This window comes from Stenotrophomonas maltophilia, assembly GCF_047497515.2.
GTDB lineage: Bacteria > Pseudomonadota > Gammaproteobacteria > Xanthomonadales > Xanthomonadaceae > Stenotrophomonas.
The window spans coordinates 128,693-145,334 of sequence record NZ_JAXAXL020000006.1 but is presented as its reverse complement, the minus strand read 5'-3'; the positions used below and the strand labels follow the sequence as shown (position 1 = coordinate 145,334).

The window sequence follows — 16,642 nt, the reverse complement described above, 5'->3', positions numbered from 1 at the left end:
ATTGACCGACGGTCAGTCAATGGCTAGGATGCGTGCACTCCTTACCCGGGGCTCTGCACATGCATCGCTTCCAACGGCCGGCGCTGGTGCTGGCGGCCTATCTGGGCACGTTCCTGGCCTCGCTTGATATCAGCATCGTCAACGTGGCCCTGCCGACCCTGCAGCAGGCACTGCAGACCGACATGGCCGGCCTGCAGTGGGTGATCAACGCCTACGCGATCGCGCTATCGGCGCTGATGCTGTCGGCCGGACCACTCGGCGACCGGCATGGCCACCGGCGGATGTGGTTGATCAGCGTCGCCACCTTCACCGGGGGCTCGCTGTTGTGCGCCTGCGCCGGCACGTTGTCGACGCTGGTGGCCGGGCGCGCGGTGCAGGGCGTGGCCGGTGCCTTGCTGATTCCCAGCGCGATGCCGATCCTGAGTCACGCCTTCCCCGATCCACGCCAACGCGCGCGCGTGATCGGTGGCTGGTCGGCGTTCAGTGCGCTGGCGCTGGTGCTGGGCCCCCTGCTGGGTGGCGTGCTGGTGCAGCGGGCCGGGTGGCCCAGCATCTTCCTGATCAACCTGCCGCTGGGGGTGATCGCTCTCGCACTCGGCGCCTGGGGAATCCCGGAGCGTCGGCATCCGCAGCATGCCGCGCTGGATCCGGCCGGGCAACTGCTCAGCATCCTCGCGCTGGGCGCGTTGAGCTACGGCCTGATTTCGATCGGCGAACGCGGCCTGCTGGCTTCGGTAACGCTGCTCGCGCTGGGCATCGCCAGCATCAGCCTGCTTCTGTTCGGCATGGTTGAACGGCGCGTGGCATGCCCTCTGCTGCCGCTGGACCTGTTCGCCGATCGCCGCTTCGGCATGCTCAACCTGGCATCGTTCGTGTTGGGCTTCACCGCGTATGCGAGCCTTTTCTTCCTGTCGATGTTCTTCCAGCAGGCCCAAGGACACAGCGCCGCGCTGGCCGGCTCGCAGCTGGTGCCGCAGTTCGTGATGATGGGCGGGGTGTCGCTGCTGTTCGGTCGCCTGGTGGCAGGCACCGGCCTGCGCCGCGCGCTGGTGCTGGGTTACGCGCTGGTCGGGGTGGCGCTGTGCGCGATGGCCACATTCACGCCGGCCACCTCGCCCGCATACGCAAGCGTGCTGCTGATGCTGCTGGGTGCTGGCATGGGATGTGCGGTGCCGGCCACCGGGATGGCGGTGATGGCATGCGCGCCCGCCGAGCGCGCCGGCATCGCGTCGGCCACCATGAACGCGTTGCGCCAGGCCGGCATGAGCCTGGGCATCGCGCTGCTGGGAAGCCTGATGAGCCTGCGTGCGGTGCAGGCATTCACCGCCACGGCGCAGGGCGCGGGGCAGGCGGGACTGGCCGCGCAGGCCCGCGCGCTGATCCTGCATCCCGCCTCGGCACACGCGGTGCCGCAGGTCGCGGGCTGGTACCGAAGTGCGATGGCCAGCGGCTTCGGGAGTGCGATGGCCATCGCCGGCCTGCTCGCGTTGCTGGCAGCCGTCGCCTTGCATCGGCTGCGCGTGGCGGCCTGATTGCGCGGGCTCAGCCCTGCTGGCGTTGCGGATCGCTGGCGGAGCCTGCGTTGTCCTGCTGCTGCTGCAGGCGAGCGTTGCTGTGGCGCGCATGGCCACCCTCGCGCCCGATCGCGGCCATGTGTTCGCGATCGCGGCTGATCGCCTCGCCCCCCTTGCGGCCCGCGACACGTGCTTCGTCCGGACTGAATTCATGCGCATTGCCGGAGGCATGTGCGGCGCGTCCGCCCTTGGCGGCGATCGCGCGCTGTTTCTCCTGGTCCATCGAAGCGAAACCGCGTTGGGAGGTGCCGCGCTGTCGGTCAGCCATATGTAGTCTCCAGTAGGGTGGGCATCGCCGTCTCCGACGACAGCGCCATGCTTGGGCATGGCGCGCTAAGCCCAGGTCGCCATCGCGGCGATTGTCTTCACATGGCCTGCGCATGCGATCGACGCCTGCGGCCATTCAGATGCGGACATGCGCAGCGGTTGGAGCCGACCGGCAATCGCGCGCTGTCCGACTCAGCCGGGATCGACCGGCGCGTCGCCGTGGCGCGCCTCGCGCAGGCGCTGCGCGAACGGTCGCTGTTCAAGCGCCCGCAGTGCGTCGCGCAGCACCTGCTCGAGCGGTTGCCCGAGGTCGGCGTCGAGGCTGCGCGCGGCGCGCGCGGTGGCCTGCCATTGCGCCTGCAATGCCGGCACGGCCTGCAACGCGTGCGGGCTCAGCTGCAGGATGCGTTCGCGGCCATCTTCGCCGACCGCGGCGTGCAGCCAGCCATCACGCGCCATCGCCGTCACCGTCTGGCTGAGCGCGGAATGGCTGAGCCCGCAGGCCAGCGCCAGGTCCTTGATCCGGCACGGTCCCTGCGTCATCAGCGTGCGTACTACCGGCGTGTAGCGCGGGCGGAAATCCAGCTGCAGCTCGCGGTAGGCCTGCTCGACGGCCGGATCAAGCTGATCCAGCAGGGCGCGCAGCAGGGTGCCGAGGGTGGCGTGTTTGAGATCCATGCGCGGATGATATATAAGCGCTTACATATCATCAACGCGAGGTGCGGTCATGGCGGTTTCGTGGATGCTGGGCGCGTTGCTGGCGGCGTCCTGTCCGGCCCAGGACGCCGTGCTGCAGGCGGCGGCCACGGCGGTGCAGGCGCAGTACCTGGACGTGGCCGAAGGCGCGCGCATTGCCGAGGCCCTGCGTGACTGGTCAAGGCGGCAGCGCTACGCGGACAGTTGCGCGGACCCGCAGGCCTTCAGCGCCCGGTTGAACCAGGATCTGGATGTGTTCGACGGCCATTTCCATGTGGAACGCGTGGACGCCGCTGCCGGCCAGGACGACTGGCTGATGGCCTGGCGTGCGGATGCACGCGGCACCGCTGCGGGCGTGCGCGAGGTACGGGTGCTGGAGGGCAACGTCGGCTATCTGCGCCTGAGCACCTTCTACCCGCTCGACCTGGCCCGGCCCAAACTGGCCGCAGCGTTCGCCCTGCTGGCCGATACCGATGCGCTGGTGCTGGACCTGCGCCAGAACGGCGGCGGAGATGATGGCAGCGCGGATCTGCTGGTGCGCACGCTGCTGGAACCCGGTGTCACCGGGGTGCAGGTGCTGGAGCAGCGCGGCCGGCGCACCCCGGTGCCATTGCCGCCGCCCAGCCTGCCGTCGTACCTGAAGCCGTTGGTGGTGCTGATCGATCGCCGCACCGGTTCCGCAGCCGAGTTCGTGGCGTACTCGCTGCAGGCGCTGGGGCGTGCGCGCATCGTCGGCGGCCGCAGTGGCGGCGCCGCGCATATGTTCGATGATCCTGTGCAACTGCCGGACGGTTATCAGATCAGCATTCCGGACCGGCGACCGATCAATCTGCGTACCGGCGGCAACTGGGAGCGCACCGGTGTTACGCCTGATGTACCGGGCGGCGATGATCCGCTGTTCATCGCGCGGCAGTTGCTGGCGACGCCAAGGTCGTCGCGATGAACGCATATTTGCAACGCCGTCCTATCGCAGACGACAGGCGGCACGCCTAGAATCGAATCATCCCGGTAGTTCCCGGGCGCTTCGAGTGAATGGACTCAATGAAGATCCTGTTGACCGGCAGTTCCGGGCGGATCGGGCGCGCGATCTTCGGCGCGCTGGCGGCTGCGCATGAAGTGGTGGGGCTGGATCGCAGCCCGTTCGCGACCACCCGCATCGTTGCCGATGTCACCGATCATCAGGCCGTGGCGCGCGCCATGCGGGGCGTCGATGCGGTGATCCATACTGCGGCGCTGCATGCGCCGCACGTCGGGCTGGTGCCGGATGCGGTGTTCCAGCAGATCAACGTGGACGCGACAGCGCAGCTGCTGCGGGCCGCGCGCGAGGCCGGTGCCCGCCGCTTCGTGCTGACCAGTACCACGGCGTTGTATGGCCATGCCGTGGTAGCAGGCGGTTGCCGCTGGATCGACGAAGACACCGAGCCGTTGCCGCGCACGATCTACCACCGCAGCAAGCTGCAGGCCGAGGCGCTGGCCGAAGCAGCGGCCAGCACGGCGTTCCAGGTGCGCGTGCTGCGCATGGGCCGTTGCTTTCCTGAGCCGCCCGAGCGGATGGCGATGTTCCGGCTGCACCGTGGCATCGACGCGCGTGACGTGGCCAGTGCGCATGCGGCGCTGCTGTACGACCAGGGCGCGGCGTTCGCGCGCTACATCGCCTGTGCGCCAACCCCGTTCCGGCGCGAGGACTGCCTGCAGCTGGCGACCCAGCCACGCAGCGTACTGGCGCGGCGCGTGCCGCAGTTGCTGGCCGAGTTCGAACGGCGCGGCTGGCCGCTGCCGTTGAGCATCGATCGCGTCTACGACAGTGCCCGCATCCGCAGCGAGCTGGGCTGGCAGCCGCGCTTCGGCCCGGACGATGTGCTGCAGCAGTACGCCGCCGGCAGCATCGAAGTGCTGCCGCGGGCGCAGTGGATCAAGGACCGGGTGGCGGAGTAGGCCGGTATCGGGGGCGGTTGCTGACCCCTCCCTGAGCAGATTCAGGAATGTGCGCGCCGGTCGCCTCAACCTCGTTGGCGGCCGGCCGCTAACCCGGTGCGCTTCCAGCGCCGGGCGTGGCCCGGCGGCCGGCGGCCTGCGCGACGGATCGCGCGCCTGCCCGGTGCCCTCGCGGTGCCGGTCGTCCTGAACTGCCTTGCGGACCCTTCCATGCCTCCTTCCCGCTCCGCCGCTGCCCACCGCCCGGGCAGCATCGCCCACAAGTTGATGCTGGGCACTGCCGTGATCGCGCTGCTGTGCTTCGGCCTGACCGCGTTCCTGATCTACCGCCAGGCCAGTGCCAGCCTGATCGATGCCTCGCGCCAGACCATGACCAGCGAAGCCAACGCCGAGGCGCGCCAGGTGGCGGCCGACCTGGGAACGGCCTTCGCCAGCAACGACGCCATGGTTGAGGCCGTGCTTGCGCAGCGTGCACGTGGCGATGCGCCAAACCGCGCCAGCCTGGCCGCCGTGCTTGGCGAGCAGCTGCGTACCCATCCCGAGTGGCTGGGCAAGAGCACCATGTGGGAAGCCGATGCCTTCGATGGCAAGGACGCCGAGTTCGTCAACACCGAGGCGCACGACGCCACCGGCCGCTACATGAGCTATTGGGCCTGGCAGGACGGAACGCCGCAGCAGTCGGCCATGACCGATTACACGGCCGCTGCCGATGGTTCTGCCGATTGGTACATGGGCCCCAGCCGCGACAAGCTGCCGAAGGTCAGCGAACCCTATGCGTATGACATCGGCGGCCAGCGGGTGCTGATGAGCACGCTGAGCACGCCGATCATCGAGAACGGCAACTTCCTCGGTGTGTTCACCGTCGACTTCTCGCTGGCGGCGCTGCAGAAGCACCTGGCCACGCTGGCGCCGATGGGCGCTGGCCGCGTCGAGCTGCTGTCGCCCAAGGGCGTGGTGCTGGCGTCGGCGAACCCGGCTGAAATCGGCAAGCCGCGCAGCGATGCGGCGACCCGCAGCATGCTGGCCGACATCGCCGCCGACCGCCGGTTTGAAGCCTTCACCCCGGATGCCGCCGGCAACGTGCGTGTGTACGTGCCGCTGCGCGTGGGCGATGCCCCGCAGCGCTTCGCGTTGGGCGTGGTGATGCCGCATGCGGTGATCGTCGCCGAGGCGCGCCAGCTGCTGTGGCTGACGCTGCTGGTTGGCGTGGTGGCCGCCTTGACCCTCAGCGCAGGCGTCTACGTGCTGCTGCGCCGCCTGGCGATCCGGCCGCTGGCCGAAGCCGTGCGGGTGGCCGGAGATGTGGCCGCAGGCAGGCTGGACAGCACGCTGCCGGCGCGCAGCAACGACGAAGTGGGCCGCTTGCTGGAGGCGATGCAGGGCATGCGCGGGCAGCTGCAGGCGGTGATGGCCGCACAGGCGGAAATGGCACGCCGCCACGATGCCGGCGAGCTCAGCTACCGCATGGATGCCACCGCCTTCCCCGGCGAGTACGGGCGGATGGTGGCCGACAGCAACCAGCTGGTGGCCTCCAGCAACGCCGTCACCCAGCGCCTGGTGGAAGTGATGCAGCGCTACGCCGTGGGCGATCTCAGCGTGGACATGGAGGCCCTGCCGGGCGAGAAGGCGGTGTTCACCGCGGCGATGGCCACGACCAAGCACAACCTGGCCGCGATCAACGAGCAGATCCAGCAGCTGGCCGCTGCGGCCGCCGCCGGTGACTTCGCGGTGCGGGGCGATGCGCTGCGCTTCGACCATGATTTCCGCCGCATGGTGGAAACGCTCAACACGATGATGCAGGTCAGCGACCACAACCTGGCGGCACTGTCGACCCTGCTGCGGGCGATCGCCGCCGGCGACCTGAGCACGCGCATGCACGGTGACTTCCATGGCGTGTTCGCCGTGATGCGCGACGATGCCAACAGCACCGTGCAGCAGCTGACCCAGATCGTCGGGCAGATCCAGCAGTCGGCGTCCAGCATCCGCCTGGCGGCGGGCGAGATCGCCGCCGGCAACAGCGACCTGTCGCGGCGTACCGAGCAGCAGGCCGCCAACCTGGAGGAGACCGCCGCGTCGATGGAGGAACTGACCTCCACCGTGCGCCAGAACGCCGACCACGCACTGCAGGCCAACACCCTGGCCGGCTCCGCGGCCGGTGTGGCCAGCGAGGGCGGACAGGTGGTCAGCCAGGTGGTGCAGACCATGGAGCAGATCGAGGCCTCCTCGCAGCGCATCGCCGAGATCATTTCGGTGATCGATGGCATCGCCTTCCAGACCAACATCCTGGCGCTGAACGCGGCGGTCGAAGCGGCGCGTGCCGGTGAGCAGGGCCGCGGTTTCGCCGTGGTCGCCAGCGAAGTGCGTGCGCTGGCCCAGCGCTCGGCGGGCGCGGCCAAGGAGATCAAGGAACTGATCGACGCTTCGGTGGCTCAGGTGGGCGCCGGTGCGCAGCTGGTGCATGGTGCCGGCCGTACCATGCAGGAGATCGTCGGCCAGGTCGGCCGGGTCAACGAGATCATGGCTGAAATCTCGGCCGCCTCGCGCGAACAGTCGGCGGGCATCGAACAGGTCAACCAGACCGTGGTGCAGATGGACGAGACCACCCAGCAGAACGCCGCGCTGGTGGAGGAAGCCAGCGCCGCCGCGCGCGCGATGGAAGAACAGGCCGAACAGCTGGCGGTGGCGGTCTCGCGCTTCCGCCTGCAGGCCGAACCGGTGGCCGCTGCCCGCCGCGCGGCCTGAGGTTGCGGCATGTGCAAATGACGACGCCCGGCCAAGGCCGGGCGTCGTCGTTTCCGTGCGCAGGCCGGATCAGCTCCGGCCCAGGCAACCGCTCAGAACATGCCTTCGAAGGGATTCCAGCTGGCCTGGCCCTTCACCTGCTCCAGGTAGTAGCTGTAGTTGGTGCTGGCGGCGACCAGGAAGTTCATGGCAACGAACAGCGCGCGTGCCACGAAGTCAGGCAGGAACAGGCTGATGATCACCAGCGCGACGTTGATGCCGATCACCACCAGCGCCTTGCGCCACATGCCCAGGATGAACAGGTAGATGGCGCCGAAGAAGAAAGCGAAGACATTGACGTTGATCTTCAGGCGGTCGCCGAAGGAAAGTGCCTTCCAGGCCTGCTTGAAGCCCGGCTCCTTGGGGGCGCCGTGCTGCTGGAAGAAGGTGAAGCGGAACTGCCACTTCGGGCTGAAGCGGGAGAGGTCGACTGCATTCATTGACGTACACGTCCTTGTTGGAAAACGATTACATGGTACTGGCGGTCCGGTTCAGGAAACCAGCCATTAGCGTCAAATTTGTGACGCGCAGAGCCCTGTTGGCCTGCGGCCCCGTGCCGCACCGTCACCCGCCCGCCTTGTTTTTAGGATAGGGTGCGCAGTTCCGCTGCCGCCCCAGCTGAATCCGAGCGGCGGCGGGATGTCCATGGAGGTTGCATGACCACACCTGCTACACCGGAAAACGCACCGGGACCGGTGCTCCTGCCGACACCTGAAGTGGTGCAGGCACAACAACTGCTCGCACGCCAGCAACTGGCGGTGGCCATGGACCGTGCACGCACGGCGGCCACGCGGGACGCGGCACCGGCCGCACTGGAAAGCGAGTAACCCGCAACACCGCCGATCGCGCTGGCCTGCCGCCAGCGCGATCGCCGCGCGCGCTCGGTCAGAACCGCGCGGTCATGCTCAGGAAGTAGCTGCGCCCGGCCACGAAGTAGTCGGTGGAGCCTTCGGCATACAGCTTCTTGTCGGCCAGGTTGCTGACACCGCCGCGAAGGGTCAGCACCTCGTTGACGTTCCATGCAGCGGTCAGGTCGTACAGCGTGTACGCCTTGAGGAAGGTCGTGGCCACGCCGTCCTGCTTGCCGGTGTACTGCGCCGACAGGCTGCTGGAGAACGCCGCGTTGGGCGTCCAGTCCAGCGACGAATAGCCCGAGAACTCCGGCGTGTCGATCAGGTTGCGGCCGGTGGTCAGGTTCTTGGCTTCCTTCATCCAGGTCGCCGAGGTGCGCCAGCGCCAGTGCTGGCCGAAGCGGAAATTGAGGTTGCCTTCCATGCCGCTGGTGCGTGCGCGCTGCACGTTGCTCATGCGCGTCCACCAGATGCCGTTGAACCTGCCCAGCGGGGCGTACTCGATCTTGTTCCTGAAGTCGGTGTGGAAGTAGGTCAGGCCGGCATCCACCCGGTCGTTGTCGAAGCTGATGCCGATCTCGCGGTTGGTGCTGGTTTCCGGATCCAGGTCCGGGTTGCCGGCCATGTAGCAACCGCCGCGGGTGTAGCCCAGCGGGATCAGCGAGGTGCAGCCGCGACCGCCCGACTGGGTGGCCGCGGTCGCCGAATTCTCGGTCAGGCTGGGCGCACGGAAGCCCTTGGAGACGCCGCCACGGATCGTCCACTGTTCGGCCGGGTGCCAGACCAGGTAGGCGCGCGGGCTGACATGGCCGCCGAACTTCTCATGGTGGTCCAGGCGCGCGCCCAGGGTCAGTGCCAGGGTGCGGTGCAGCTTCAGTTCGTCCTCGACGAACAGTGCCCAGGTATCGACCTCCAGATCGGAGCCGCTGACTGCATTGCCGGCGTAGTCGATTGGTGCGCGGCCGATGGTGTCGGTGTTGGTCAGCTCCTGGCGCTTCCACTGCCCACCCACGGCGAACTGGTGTTCAACGCCGAGGGTGAAGGGTGTGGTCAGGCTGCCTTCGATGATGGTGTCGGTCGCCTCGGAGCGGCCGGTGGCGCCGATGTCGTTCTTGTACTCGGTCCAGTACGCGCTGATCTTCGAGTTGCCGAAGCGCCACTTGCCATCGTGGTTGAGCGCCAGCGAGCTGCGCTTGAGCTCGGTGGCGCCCCAGGCACCTTCGTCCTGTTTTTCCAGCGCGGCATCGATGAAGGCCTGCTGCACGCCGTGGCCGGCTTCCAGCGACAGTTCCTGCGCGTCGCTGAGCGTCCACTGCAGCAGCGCATCGACGTTGCGGTCCTTCTCGCCGGCGTAGGCATTGCCGTAGACACCGCCATTGGACTGGTCCGAGTCGCGGCGCATGCTGTTGGCACCGATGCGCAGGCCGAAGCGCTCGCCCAGCGGGCCGGAGAACGTGGCGCCGATCTGCTGGGTGTCGCCGCGCTTGTCGTCGCCCGGTCGCGTGTAGCTGTGGGTGGCGCTGCCGTTCCAGTCATCACCGATGCGCTTGGTGATGATGTTGATCACCCCGCCCATGGCGTCGGAGCCATACAGCGAGGACATCGGCCCGCGCACCACTTCGATGCGCTCGATCTGGTCCGGCGAAATCCAGTTCAGGTCCTGGCGGCCCAGATCGGGGCGGTAGTTGGTCGAGGCCGAGCTGCCCATGCGCTTGCCGTCCACCAGCACCAGCGTGTAGTTGGACGGCATGCCGCGCAGCTTGATCTTGGACTGCTCGCCGGCCGCACTGAGGCCGCCGGTCACGCCCGGCACGCGGCTGAGCAGGGTGGCCAGGTCGTGCACCGGCTGGCGCTCGATGTCCTCGCGGCTGATCACGCTGATGCTGGCAGGCGCATCCTTGATCCATTGCTGGTTGCCCGAGGCGGTCACCACCACGGTATCGAGATCCTTGGTGGAGGCGTCGGCGCTGGCCTCGGCGGCGGCCAGGCCGGGCAGGGCCAGCAGGCAGGCGCTGGCCAGGCGGGTGCGCGGCAGGCGCGCGGAACGGGAACGGGACGGCAGGGTCATGACGGCTTCCATGGGAGAGAGGAGGGACCCGGTGGAAGCGCAGGCGCAGGCAGACAGCAGGCAGCCCCCTTCCGTGGGTCGTTGGCGCGCGGTCAGGACCGGCGCAGCTGGGTGGGTCGCGGCCGTACGGGAGACGGTGACCTGCCTGGTTGATGAAATGATAACCGTTCGCGTTTGTTACGATCCAGTACCGGGCGCAACGCAACGACATCGACCGAATGGCGGGCGTGTTCGCCTGCTACTTGCTGAATGGGGATAAATCCCGGCGTAGGCCTTCGCGCGCGGCTTACATCCGGCCCCATAAACTGGGCCGCATTTTCGATTCCGCCCCGTTGGAGATCGTGTGGGTTCCGGTAGTGACAGACATCGACTGTGCGGCCAAGGGCCGGCACAGCCAGGACAAGTGCGGGCGCCGGGAAGGCGCGCCGGGAACCTTCGTGCATGCGGCCCGGCCGGGATGGCCGGCCATGCCGACCGTGGGGAGTAAGCGGTGATGGGGGGTCAAACCATCCACGCGGAAGCGGAAGCGCCCCGGCTCGACGCCGGCTGGGCGTTGCTGCCCGCCGAATCGCCGCTGCCGATGCCCGAGCAGACCCTGCGCGACGGTGAGCTGAAGGTCCGCCGGCACCGTACCTCACCGCGCCTGATCGGCCTGCGCCGGTTCTATATCTTCGGTGGCACGCTGGCCATGACTGCCGTTGCCACCCGCATGATGTGGCGGGTGCTGTCGGCCAATGGCATCAGCGTGCTGGAAGCCTGCCTGCTGGTGCTGTTCGTCGGCCTGTTCGCCTGGATCGCGCTGTCCTTCGCCAGTGCCCTGGCCGGCTTCCTGACCGCCGTGTTCGACCGCGGCTACCGCCTCGGCATCGACCCGGACAAGCCGCTGCCGACCGTGCACAGCCGCACCGCGCTGCTGATGCCGACCTACAACGAAGACCCGCGCCGCCTGCTGGCGGGCCTGCAGGCGATCTATGAATCGGTGGCCGCGACCGGCCAGCTCGAGCGCTTCGACTTCTTCGTGCTGAGCGATACCCGCCGCGAAGACATCGCCGCTGCCGAGGAACAGGTGTTTGCCGAACTGCGTGAGCGGGTGCCCGATGGCATGACGCGGCTGTTCTATCGCCGCCGTGGCGACAACACCGGGCGCAAGGCCGGCAACATCGCCGACTGGGTGCGCCGCTTCGGCGGCGCCTACCCGCAGATGCTGATCCTCGATGCCGACAGCCTGATGACCGGCGACAGCATCGTGCGCCTGGTGGCCGGCATGGAGCACAACGCCGACGTTGGCCTGATCCAGACCCTGCCGTCGGTGATCGGCGGCCGCACCCTGTTCGCGCGCATGCAGCAGTTCGGCGGCCGCGTGTACGGGCCGGTGATCGCCCGTGGCGTGGCCTGGTGGCATGGCGCCGAGAGCAACTACTGGGGCCACAACGCGATCATCCGCACCCGCGCCTTCGCCGACCACGCGGGCCTGCCGGCGCTGCCGGGGCGCAAGCCGTTCGGCGGCCACGTGCTCAGCCACGATTTCGTCGAAGCGGCGCTGATGCGCCGTGGCGGCTGGGCTGCGCACATGGTGCCGTACCTGGGCGGCAGCTACGAAGAAGGCCCGCCGACGCTGACCGACCTGCTGGTGCGCGACCGCCGCTGGTGCCAGGGCAACCTGCAGCACGGCAAGGTGGTTGGCAGCCGCGGCCTGCACTGGATCAGCCGTACCCACATGCTGATCGGCATCGGCCATTACTTCACCGCGCCGATGTGGGCGATGCTGATGCTGATCGGCATCGCGATTCCGCTGTTCCAGGAGGGCATCGACTTCAACGCCCTGCTGCACCTGTCGCCCAGCGTGTACTGGCGCGCCCAGGACGAGGAGCAGGTGGTGCGCCTGTTCGCCGCCACCATGGCGGTGCTGCTGCTGCCCAAGGTGCTGGGCTACCTGGCGATGCTGCTGGACCCGGTCGACCGCCGCGGCTGTGGCGGCGCGATCCGTGCGTTCGTGTCGATGCTGGTGGAAACCGTGCTGGCCGCGCTGATGGCGCCGGTGGTGATGTACGTGCAGTCGCGCGGCGTGGCCGAAGTGCTGTCCGGCCGCGATTCCGGCTGGGACGCACAGCAGCGTGACGACGGCGGCATCTCGTGGATGGCGCTGATCCGCGGCTACGGCGGCCTCGGCGTGTTCGGCGCCTTCATGGGCGTGCTGGCGTGGGCGGTGTCGCCGTCGCTGGCGGCCTGGATGGCGCCGGTGGTGATCGGCATGGTGCTGGCCGTTCCGGTGGTGGCGCTGACCTCTTCGCGTGGCCCCGGCGCCTTCCTGCATCGCCTCGGCCTGCTCGACATCCCCGAAGAGAACATCCCGCCGACCGTGCTGGTACGGGCTGCGCAACTGCGCCGGGAAGCCGCCGAGCAACCGGCGCTGTACTGATCGCCGCAGGCCAGCGGCATAATGCGGCTCGAACTTGAAGGAGCCGCATCATGCTGCAAACGGTGGAACAGGAAACCGGCGCTTCGCCGCAGTGGTCGGTGATCTGGCTGCACGGCCTGGGTGCCGACGGCCACGATTTCGCGCCGATCGTGCCGGAACTGGTGCGGCCGCATTGGCCGGCCCTGCGCTTCGTGTTCCCGCACGCTCCGGTGCGGCCGATCACGATCAACAACGGCGTGCCGATGCGTGGCTGGTACGACATCGTCGGCATGGACTTCCGTTCGCGTGCCGACATGGCCGGCGTGCAGGAATCGGTGCAGCAGCTGGATGCGCTGATTGCCCGCGAGATCGAGCGCGGTATTGCGCCGGAGAAGATCTTTCTGGCGGGCTTCTCGCAGGGTGGCGCGATCATCCTGACCGCCGCGCTGTCGCGCAGCGCACCGCTGGCGGGCCTGATCGCACTGTCCACCTACCTGCCCGAGGCGGAAGGCGCCACGCGCATTGACGGTGCCGTGCAGGCGCCGGTATTCATGGCCCATGGCAGCAGCGACCCGGTGATTCCGCAGGCAGTGGCCGCGCACAGCGCGCAGGCGCTGCGCACGCTGGGCCTGGACGTGGAATGGCACAGCTATCCGATGGCCCACCAGGTCTGCGCTGAAGAGATCCAGGCGCTGGGTGACTGGTTGCAGGTACGGCTGGACGCCGCCTGAGCCATGTCCCCGGCCAGCACACCGCCATGGATGCCGGAACTGTGCCGCTTGCCGCGGCTGGCGGCGATGCTTGGCCTGGCCGAACTGGTGGTGGTGGTGCTGGCGCTGGCGCCCGATGGCAGCCGGCATTGGACCCTCGGCGAGCTGCTGTCGGCCAGCGGCTTCGCGCTGTGGCTGGCGCTGGCCGTGACCGCCAGCCTGTGCCTGCTGCGGCAGGCACTGTCGAGGTTGCCGCAGTTGCTGGGCGCAGCGGCGGCGATCGTGTTGGCGGCCCTCATTGCGGTGCTCTGTGCCGGCATCGTGCATGCGCTGTACGCGGTGCTGGGTGACAACTTCACCGGCAGCATCAGCTTCTGGCGCTTCACCCTCGGCAGCGCGGCCACCACCGCGTTGATCACCGCGCTGGCGCTGCGCTACTTCTATGTCAGCGATCGCTGGGCGGCGCAGGTGCAGGCCAACGCGCGCGCCCAGGCCGATGCGCTGCAGGCGCGGATCCGCCCGCACTTCCTGTTCAACAGCATGAACCTGATCGCCAGTCTGCTGCATCGCGATCCGGCCGTGGCCGAGCGTGCAGTGCTCGATCTCTCGGATCTGTTCCGCGCTGCCCTGGGTGCGGGCGAGGGTGATTCGACCCTGCGCGACGAGTGCGAGCTGGCCGAACGCTATCTGTCCATCGAATCGCTGCGCCTGGGCGAACGCCTGCAGGTGCGTTGGCAGCGCGATGAACCGCTGCCATGGGACCTGCCATTGCCGAGGCTGGTATTGCAGCCGCTGGTGGAAAACGCCGTGCTGCACGGCATTTCACGGCTGCCGGAGGGCGGTACCGTCGAGCTGCGGTTGCTCCGGGTCGGCGATGAACTGCAGATCCATGTGCACAATCCTGCGCCCGATCCACAGGCACCCGGTCTGGCGCTGGCGCGTGGCGCCGGGCATGCCCAGCACAGCATCGGCCATCGGCTGGCCTGGCGTTTCGGCAGTGCCGCGCGGATGACGGCCGGCTGGAGCGAAGGCTACTATGCCTGCCAGGTGACAGTGCCGATCCAGTGAGGGAGCGATCGTGAGGGTAGTCATCGCCGATGACGAACCGCTGGCGCGCGAGCGCCTGCGCAGCCTGCTGGCCGCGCAGGAGGGCGTGGACGTAGTGGCCGAGGCCGGCAACGGCGAGCAGGCCCTGCACGCGTGCGCGGAACTGCAGCCGGACCTGGTCCTGCTGGATATCGCGATGCCGGGGCTGGATGGCCTGGAAGCGGCCCGCCACCTGGCCAGCTTCGAGCCGCGGCCGGCGGTGGTGTTCTGCACCGCCTATGACGCGCATGCCCTGTCGGCATTTGAAGCGGCAGCGATCGATTACCTGATGAAGCCGGTCCGCGCCGAACGCCTGGCGGCGGCGATCGCACGTGCGCGCACCTTCCTGGCCGGCCGCGGTGGCCAGCCCCAGGAGCGCGGCGCCCAGCAGGCGCGCAGCATGCTGTGTGCCCGCCTGCGCGGCAGCCTGCGGCTGATTGCGCTGGACGATATCCACTACCTGCAGGCCGAAGAGAAGTACGTGGTGGTGCACCACGCGCGCGGCGAAGACCTGATCGAGGAATCGTTGAAGTCGCTGGAGGAAGAATTCGCCAGCCGCTTCATCCGCATCCATCGCAACTGCCTGGTGGCACGCCACGAACTGGTGGAACTGCGTCGCGGTTCCGGTGGGCAGGTGCAGGCCGTACTGCGGCATGGCAAGCAGCCGCTGGAAGTCAGCCGCCGCTGCGTGGCGACCCTGAAGCAGGAATTGCGGCACCTGTGAGGGTTCCGCGCGGCCTGCGGCCGCGACTGCTTGCGAGCAACGTCTGAAGCAACAGCAACAGCAACAGCGGGTTGGTCGGCTCTGTATTGCTGCGCGTATGGCGCAACGGTGTGGACATGCAGGGGACGCCGTGAACCCATCCCTGGGGGCTTGGTCGCCGCATCCATGCGGCTCACACCCCTGCATGCCCACACCGTTCCGCCTTCGACAGATTTCAGCGTCGGACGGCAAAGGCATTGTTGTTATCGGGTGGGAAAGAGGGGTCAGATCCCTCTTCCTGCGGAAAAGGGATCTGACCCCGGAAGCCGCCGGCTGTTGCCTTTGCTTCTGCTCTTTTCTTTTGATCTTCCGTGGCTGGCGCACACGGAAACTGTCAGAGGCCGGGCGGGGTGGGCTGCGCAGGGGCGTGAGCCGCATGGATGCGGCGACCGAGCTTACATGGACGTACTTGCAGCGGCCCCTGCGCAGTCCATCCCGCCCGGCCAAGCACGGCTGTTGCTTCAACCGTATCCCCCGCCAGCCACGAGGGGCTCCGCCGTTGGCCGTATCCCCGCCGAAGGCGCGATAATGCCCGGATGGAAACCGTCCGCATCGCCACCCGCAAGAGCCCGCTCGCCCTCTGGCAGAGCGAACACGTCGCCGACCGCCTGCGCCAGGCCCACCCCGGCCTGCATGTGGAACTGGTGCCGATGAGCACCCGCGGCGACGAGGTGCTGGACCGCTCGCTGGCCGCCATCGGTGGCAAGGGCCTGTTCCTGAAGGAACTGGAGCTGGCCATGCTGCGCGGTGAGGCCGACTGCGCCGTGCACTCGCTGAAAGATGTGCCGATGGAGCTGGACGCGCCGTTCGCGTTGCCGGCCATGCTGCCCCGCCATGATCCGGCTGACGGCTTCGTCTCCAACCTGTATGCGTCGCTGGAGGCGCTGCCGATCGGTGCACGCGTCGGCACCTCGTCGCTGCGCCGCCAGGCCCAGCTGCGCGCGCTGCGCCCGGATCTGGAACTGCTGGACCTGCGCGGCAACGTCAACACCCGCCTGGCCAAGCTCGACAACGGTGGCTACGACGCCATCGTGCTGGCCGTGGCCGGGCTGGAACGGCTGGGCCTGGGCGATCGCATCGTCGCGCGCCTGCAGCCGCCGCAGTGGTTGCCGGCACCGGCACAGGGGGCGGTGGCGGTGGAGTGCGACGGCAGCAATGCGCGCCTGATGGCGCTGTTCGCTGGCCTGGATGATGCAGCGACGCGTGCCTGCGTCGAGGCGGAGCGGGCGATGAACCGGGCGCTGCATGGCAGTTGCCATGTGCCGGTCGCGGCGATCGCGCAGTGGCAGGGCCAGGACCTGCACCTGCAGGGGCTGGTCGGCAGTGCCAGTGACGGCCGTGCAGTGCGTGCCGAAGCGGTTGGACCGGCCAGCGACCCGGATGCGCTGGGCCAGCAGGTGGCGAAGCTGCTGCTGGATGCAGGTGCCGGTGAACTGCTCAACGTCTGAGCCACCCTAGGTAGTGCCGGCCGCTGGCCGGCAACTGCATCCAACAGGGAGCACCAGGTTGCCGG

14 protein-coding genes are annotated in these 16,642 nt (G+C 68.5%); 10 read left to right on the top strand and 4 right to left on the bottom strand.

Features of this window, described 5'->3' with window-relative positions:
* The first annotated feature begins 59 nt into the window (after positions 1–59).
* Positions 60–1,532 carry a DHA2 family efflux MFS transporter permease subunit gene (locus ACMZPQ_RS11300; RefSeq protein ID WP_197582872.1) on the top strand — a complete coding sequence of 491 codons (1,473 nt, stop codon included), beginning with the start codon at positions 60–62 and terminating at the stop codon, positions 1,530–1,532.
* 10 nt (positions 1,533–1,542) lie between these two features.
* Here the strand turns inward: ACMZPQ_RS11300 and ACMZPQ_RS11295 are convergent, their stop codons facing one another.
* Both ACMZPQ_RS11295 and ACMZPQ_RS11290 read right to left on the bottom strand, forming a co-directional pair.
* Complete coding sequence (locus tag ACMZPQ_RS11295) at positions 1,543–1,842, bottom strand: KGG domain-containing protein (RefSeq protein WP_197582873.1); 300 nt, start codon at positions 1,840–1,842, stop codon at positions 1,543–1,545.
* Between the two features lie 191 nt (positions 1,843–2,033).
* Entirely contained in the window at positions 2,034–2,519 is a 486-nt protein-coding gene (locus ACMZPQ_RS11290; protein WP_197582874.1) for a MarR family winged helix-turn-helix transcriptional regulator, read from the bottom strand.
* A gap of 49 nt (positions 2,520–2,568) precedes the next feature.
* On the opposite strand from ACMZPQ_RS11290, the gene ACMZPQ_RS11285 reads away from it, so the two are divergent.
* From ACMZPQ_RS11285 to ACMZPQ_RS11275, 3 genes are all read left to right on the top strand, one after another.
* The gene (locus ACMZPQ_RS11285; RefSeq protein ID WP_197582875.1) at positions 2,569–3,480 is read left to right on the top strand and encodes a S41 family peptidase; all 912 of its coding nucleotides are present in this window, start codon (positions 2,569–2,571) and stop codon (positions 3,478–3,480) included.
* A gap of 98 nt (positions 3,481–3,578) precedes the next feature.
* The gene (locus ACMZPQ_RS11280) at positions 3,579–4,472 is read left to right on the top strand and encodes an NAD-dependent epimerase/dehydratase family protein (protein ID WP_197582876.1); all 894 of its coding nucleotides are present in this window, start codon (positions 3,579–3,581) and stop codon (positions 4,470–4,472) included.
* A 210-nt stretch (positions 4,473–4,682) separates the two neighbouring features.
* Positions 4,683–7,214 (top strand): methyl-accepting chemotaxis protein, encoded by a 2,532-nt coding sequence (locus ACMZPQ_RS11275; RefSeq protein WP_197582877.1) that lies wholly within the window; start codon positions 4,683–4,685, stop codon positions 7,212–7,214.
* 92 nt (positions 7,215–7,306) lie between these two features.
* Here the strand turns inward: ACMZPQ_RS11275 and ACMZPQ_RS11270 are convergent, their stop codons facing one another.
* Positions 7,307–7,693, bottom strand: coding sequence for a DUF2628 domain-containing protein (locus ACMZPQ_RS11270; RefSeq protein ID WP_312647951.1), 387 nt, complete (start codon positions 7,691–7,693; stop codon positions 7,307–7,309).
* Between the two features lie 216 nt (positions 7,694–7,909).
* On the opposite strand from ACMZPQ_RS11270, the gene ACMZPQ_RS11265 reads away from it, so the two are divergent.
* Positions 7,910–8,080 carry a hypothetical protein gene (locus ACMZPQ_RS11265; RefSeq protein ID WP_005419553.1) on the top strand — a complete coding sequence of 57 codons (171 nt, stop codon included), beginning with the start codon at positions 7,910–7,912 and terminating at the stop codon, positions 8,078–8,080.
* Positions 8,081–8,138: 58 nt separating this feature from the next.
* Here ACMZPQ_RS11265 and ACMZPQ_RS11260 read toward each other — a convergent pair whose 3' ends face one another.
* Entirely contained in the window at positions 8,139–10,172 is a 2,034-nt protein-coding gene (locus tag ACMZPQ_RS11260; protein WP_197583945.1) for a TonB-dependent receptor domain-containing protein, read from the bottom strand.
* Between the two features lie 493 nt (positions 10,173–10,665).
* Here ACMZPQ_RS11260 and mdoH point away from each other — a divergent pair, with 493 nt between their 5' ends.
* The 5 genes from mdoH (at position 10,666) to hemC (ending at position 16,577) form a co-directional block, all read left to right on the top strand.
* Positions 10,666–12,591 (top strand): glucans biosynthesis glucosyltransferase MdoH, encoded by a 1,926-nt coding sequence (mdoH, locus tag ACMZPQ_RS11255; RefSeq protein ID WP_197583947.1) that lies wholly within the window; start codon positions 10,666–10,668, stop codon positions 12,589–12,591.
* 50 nt (positions 12,592–12,641) lie between these two features.
* A complete protein-coding gene (locus ACMZPQ_RS11250; protein WP_312647576.1) occupies positions 12,642–13,301 on the top strand; it encodes an alpha/beta hydrolase in 660 nt (219 codons plus the stop codon).
* Between the two features lie 3 nt (positions 13,302–13,304).
* Complete coding sequence (locus ACMZPQ_RS11245) at positions 13,305–14,348, top strand: sensor histidine kinase (RefSeq protein ID WP_197583950.1); 1,044 nt, start codon at positions 13,305–13,307, stop codon at positions 14,346–14,348.
* 10 nt (positions 14,349–14,358) lie between these two features.
* Entirely contained in the window at positions 14,359–15,090 is a 732-nt protein-coding gene (locus tag ACMZPQ_RS11240) for a LytR/AlgR family response regulator transcription factor (protein ID WP_197583951.1), read from the top strand.
* A gap of 575 nt (positions 15,091–15,665) precedes the next feature.
* A complete protein-coding gene (gene hemC, locus ACMZPQ_RS11235) occupies positions 15,666–16,577 on the top strand; it encodes a hydroxymethylbilane synthase (protein ID WP_312647888.1) in 912 nt (303 codons plus the stop codon).
* Positions 16,578–16,642: the final 65 nt, after the last annotated feature.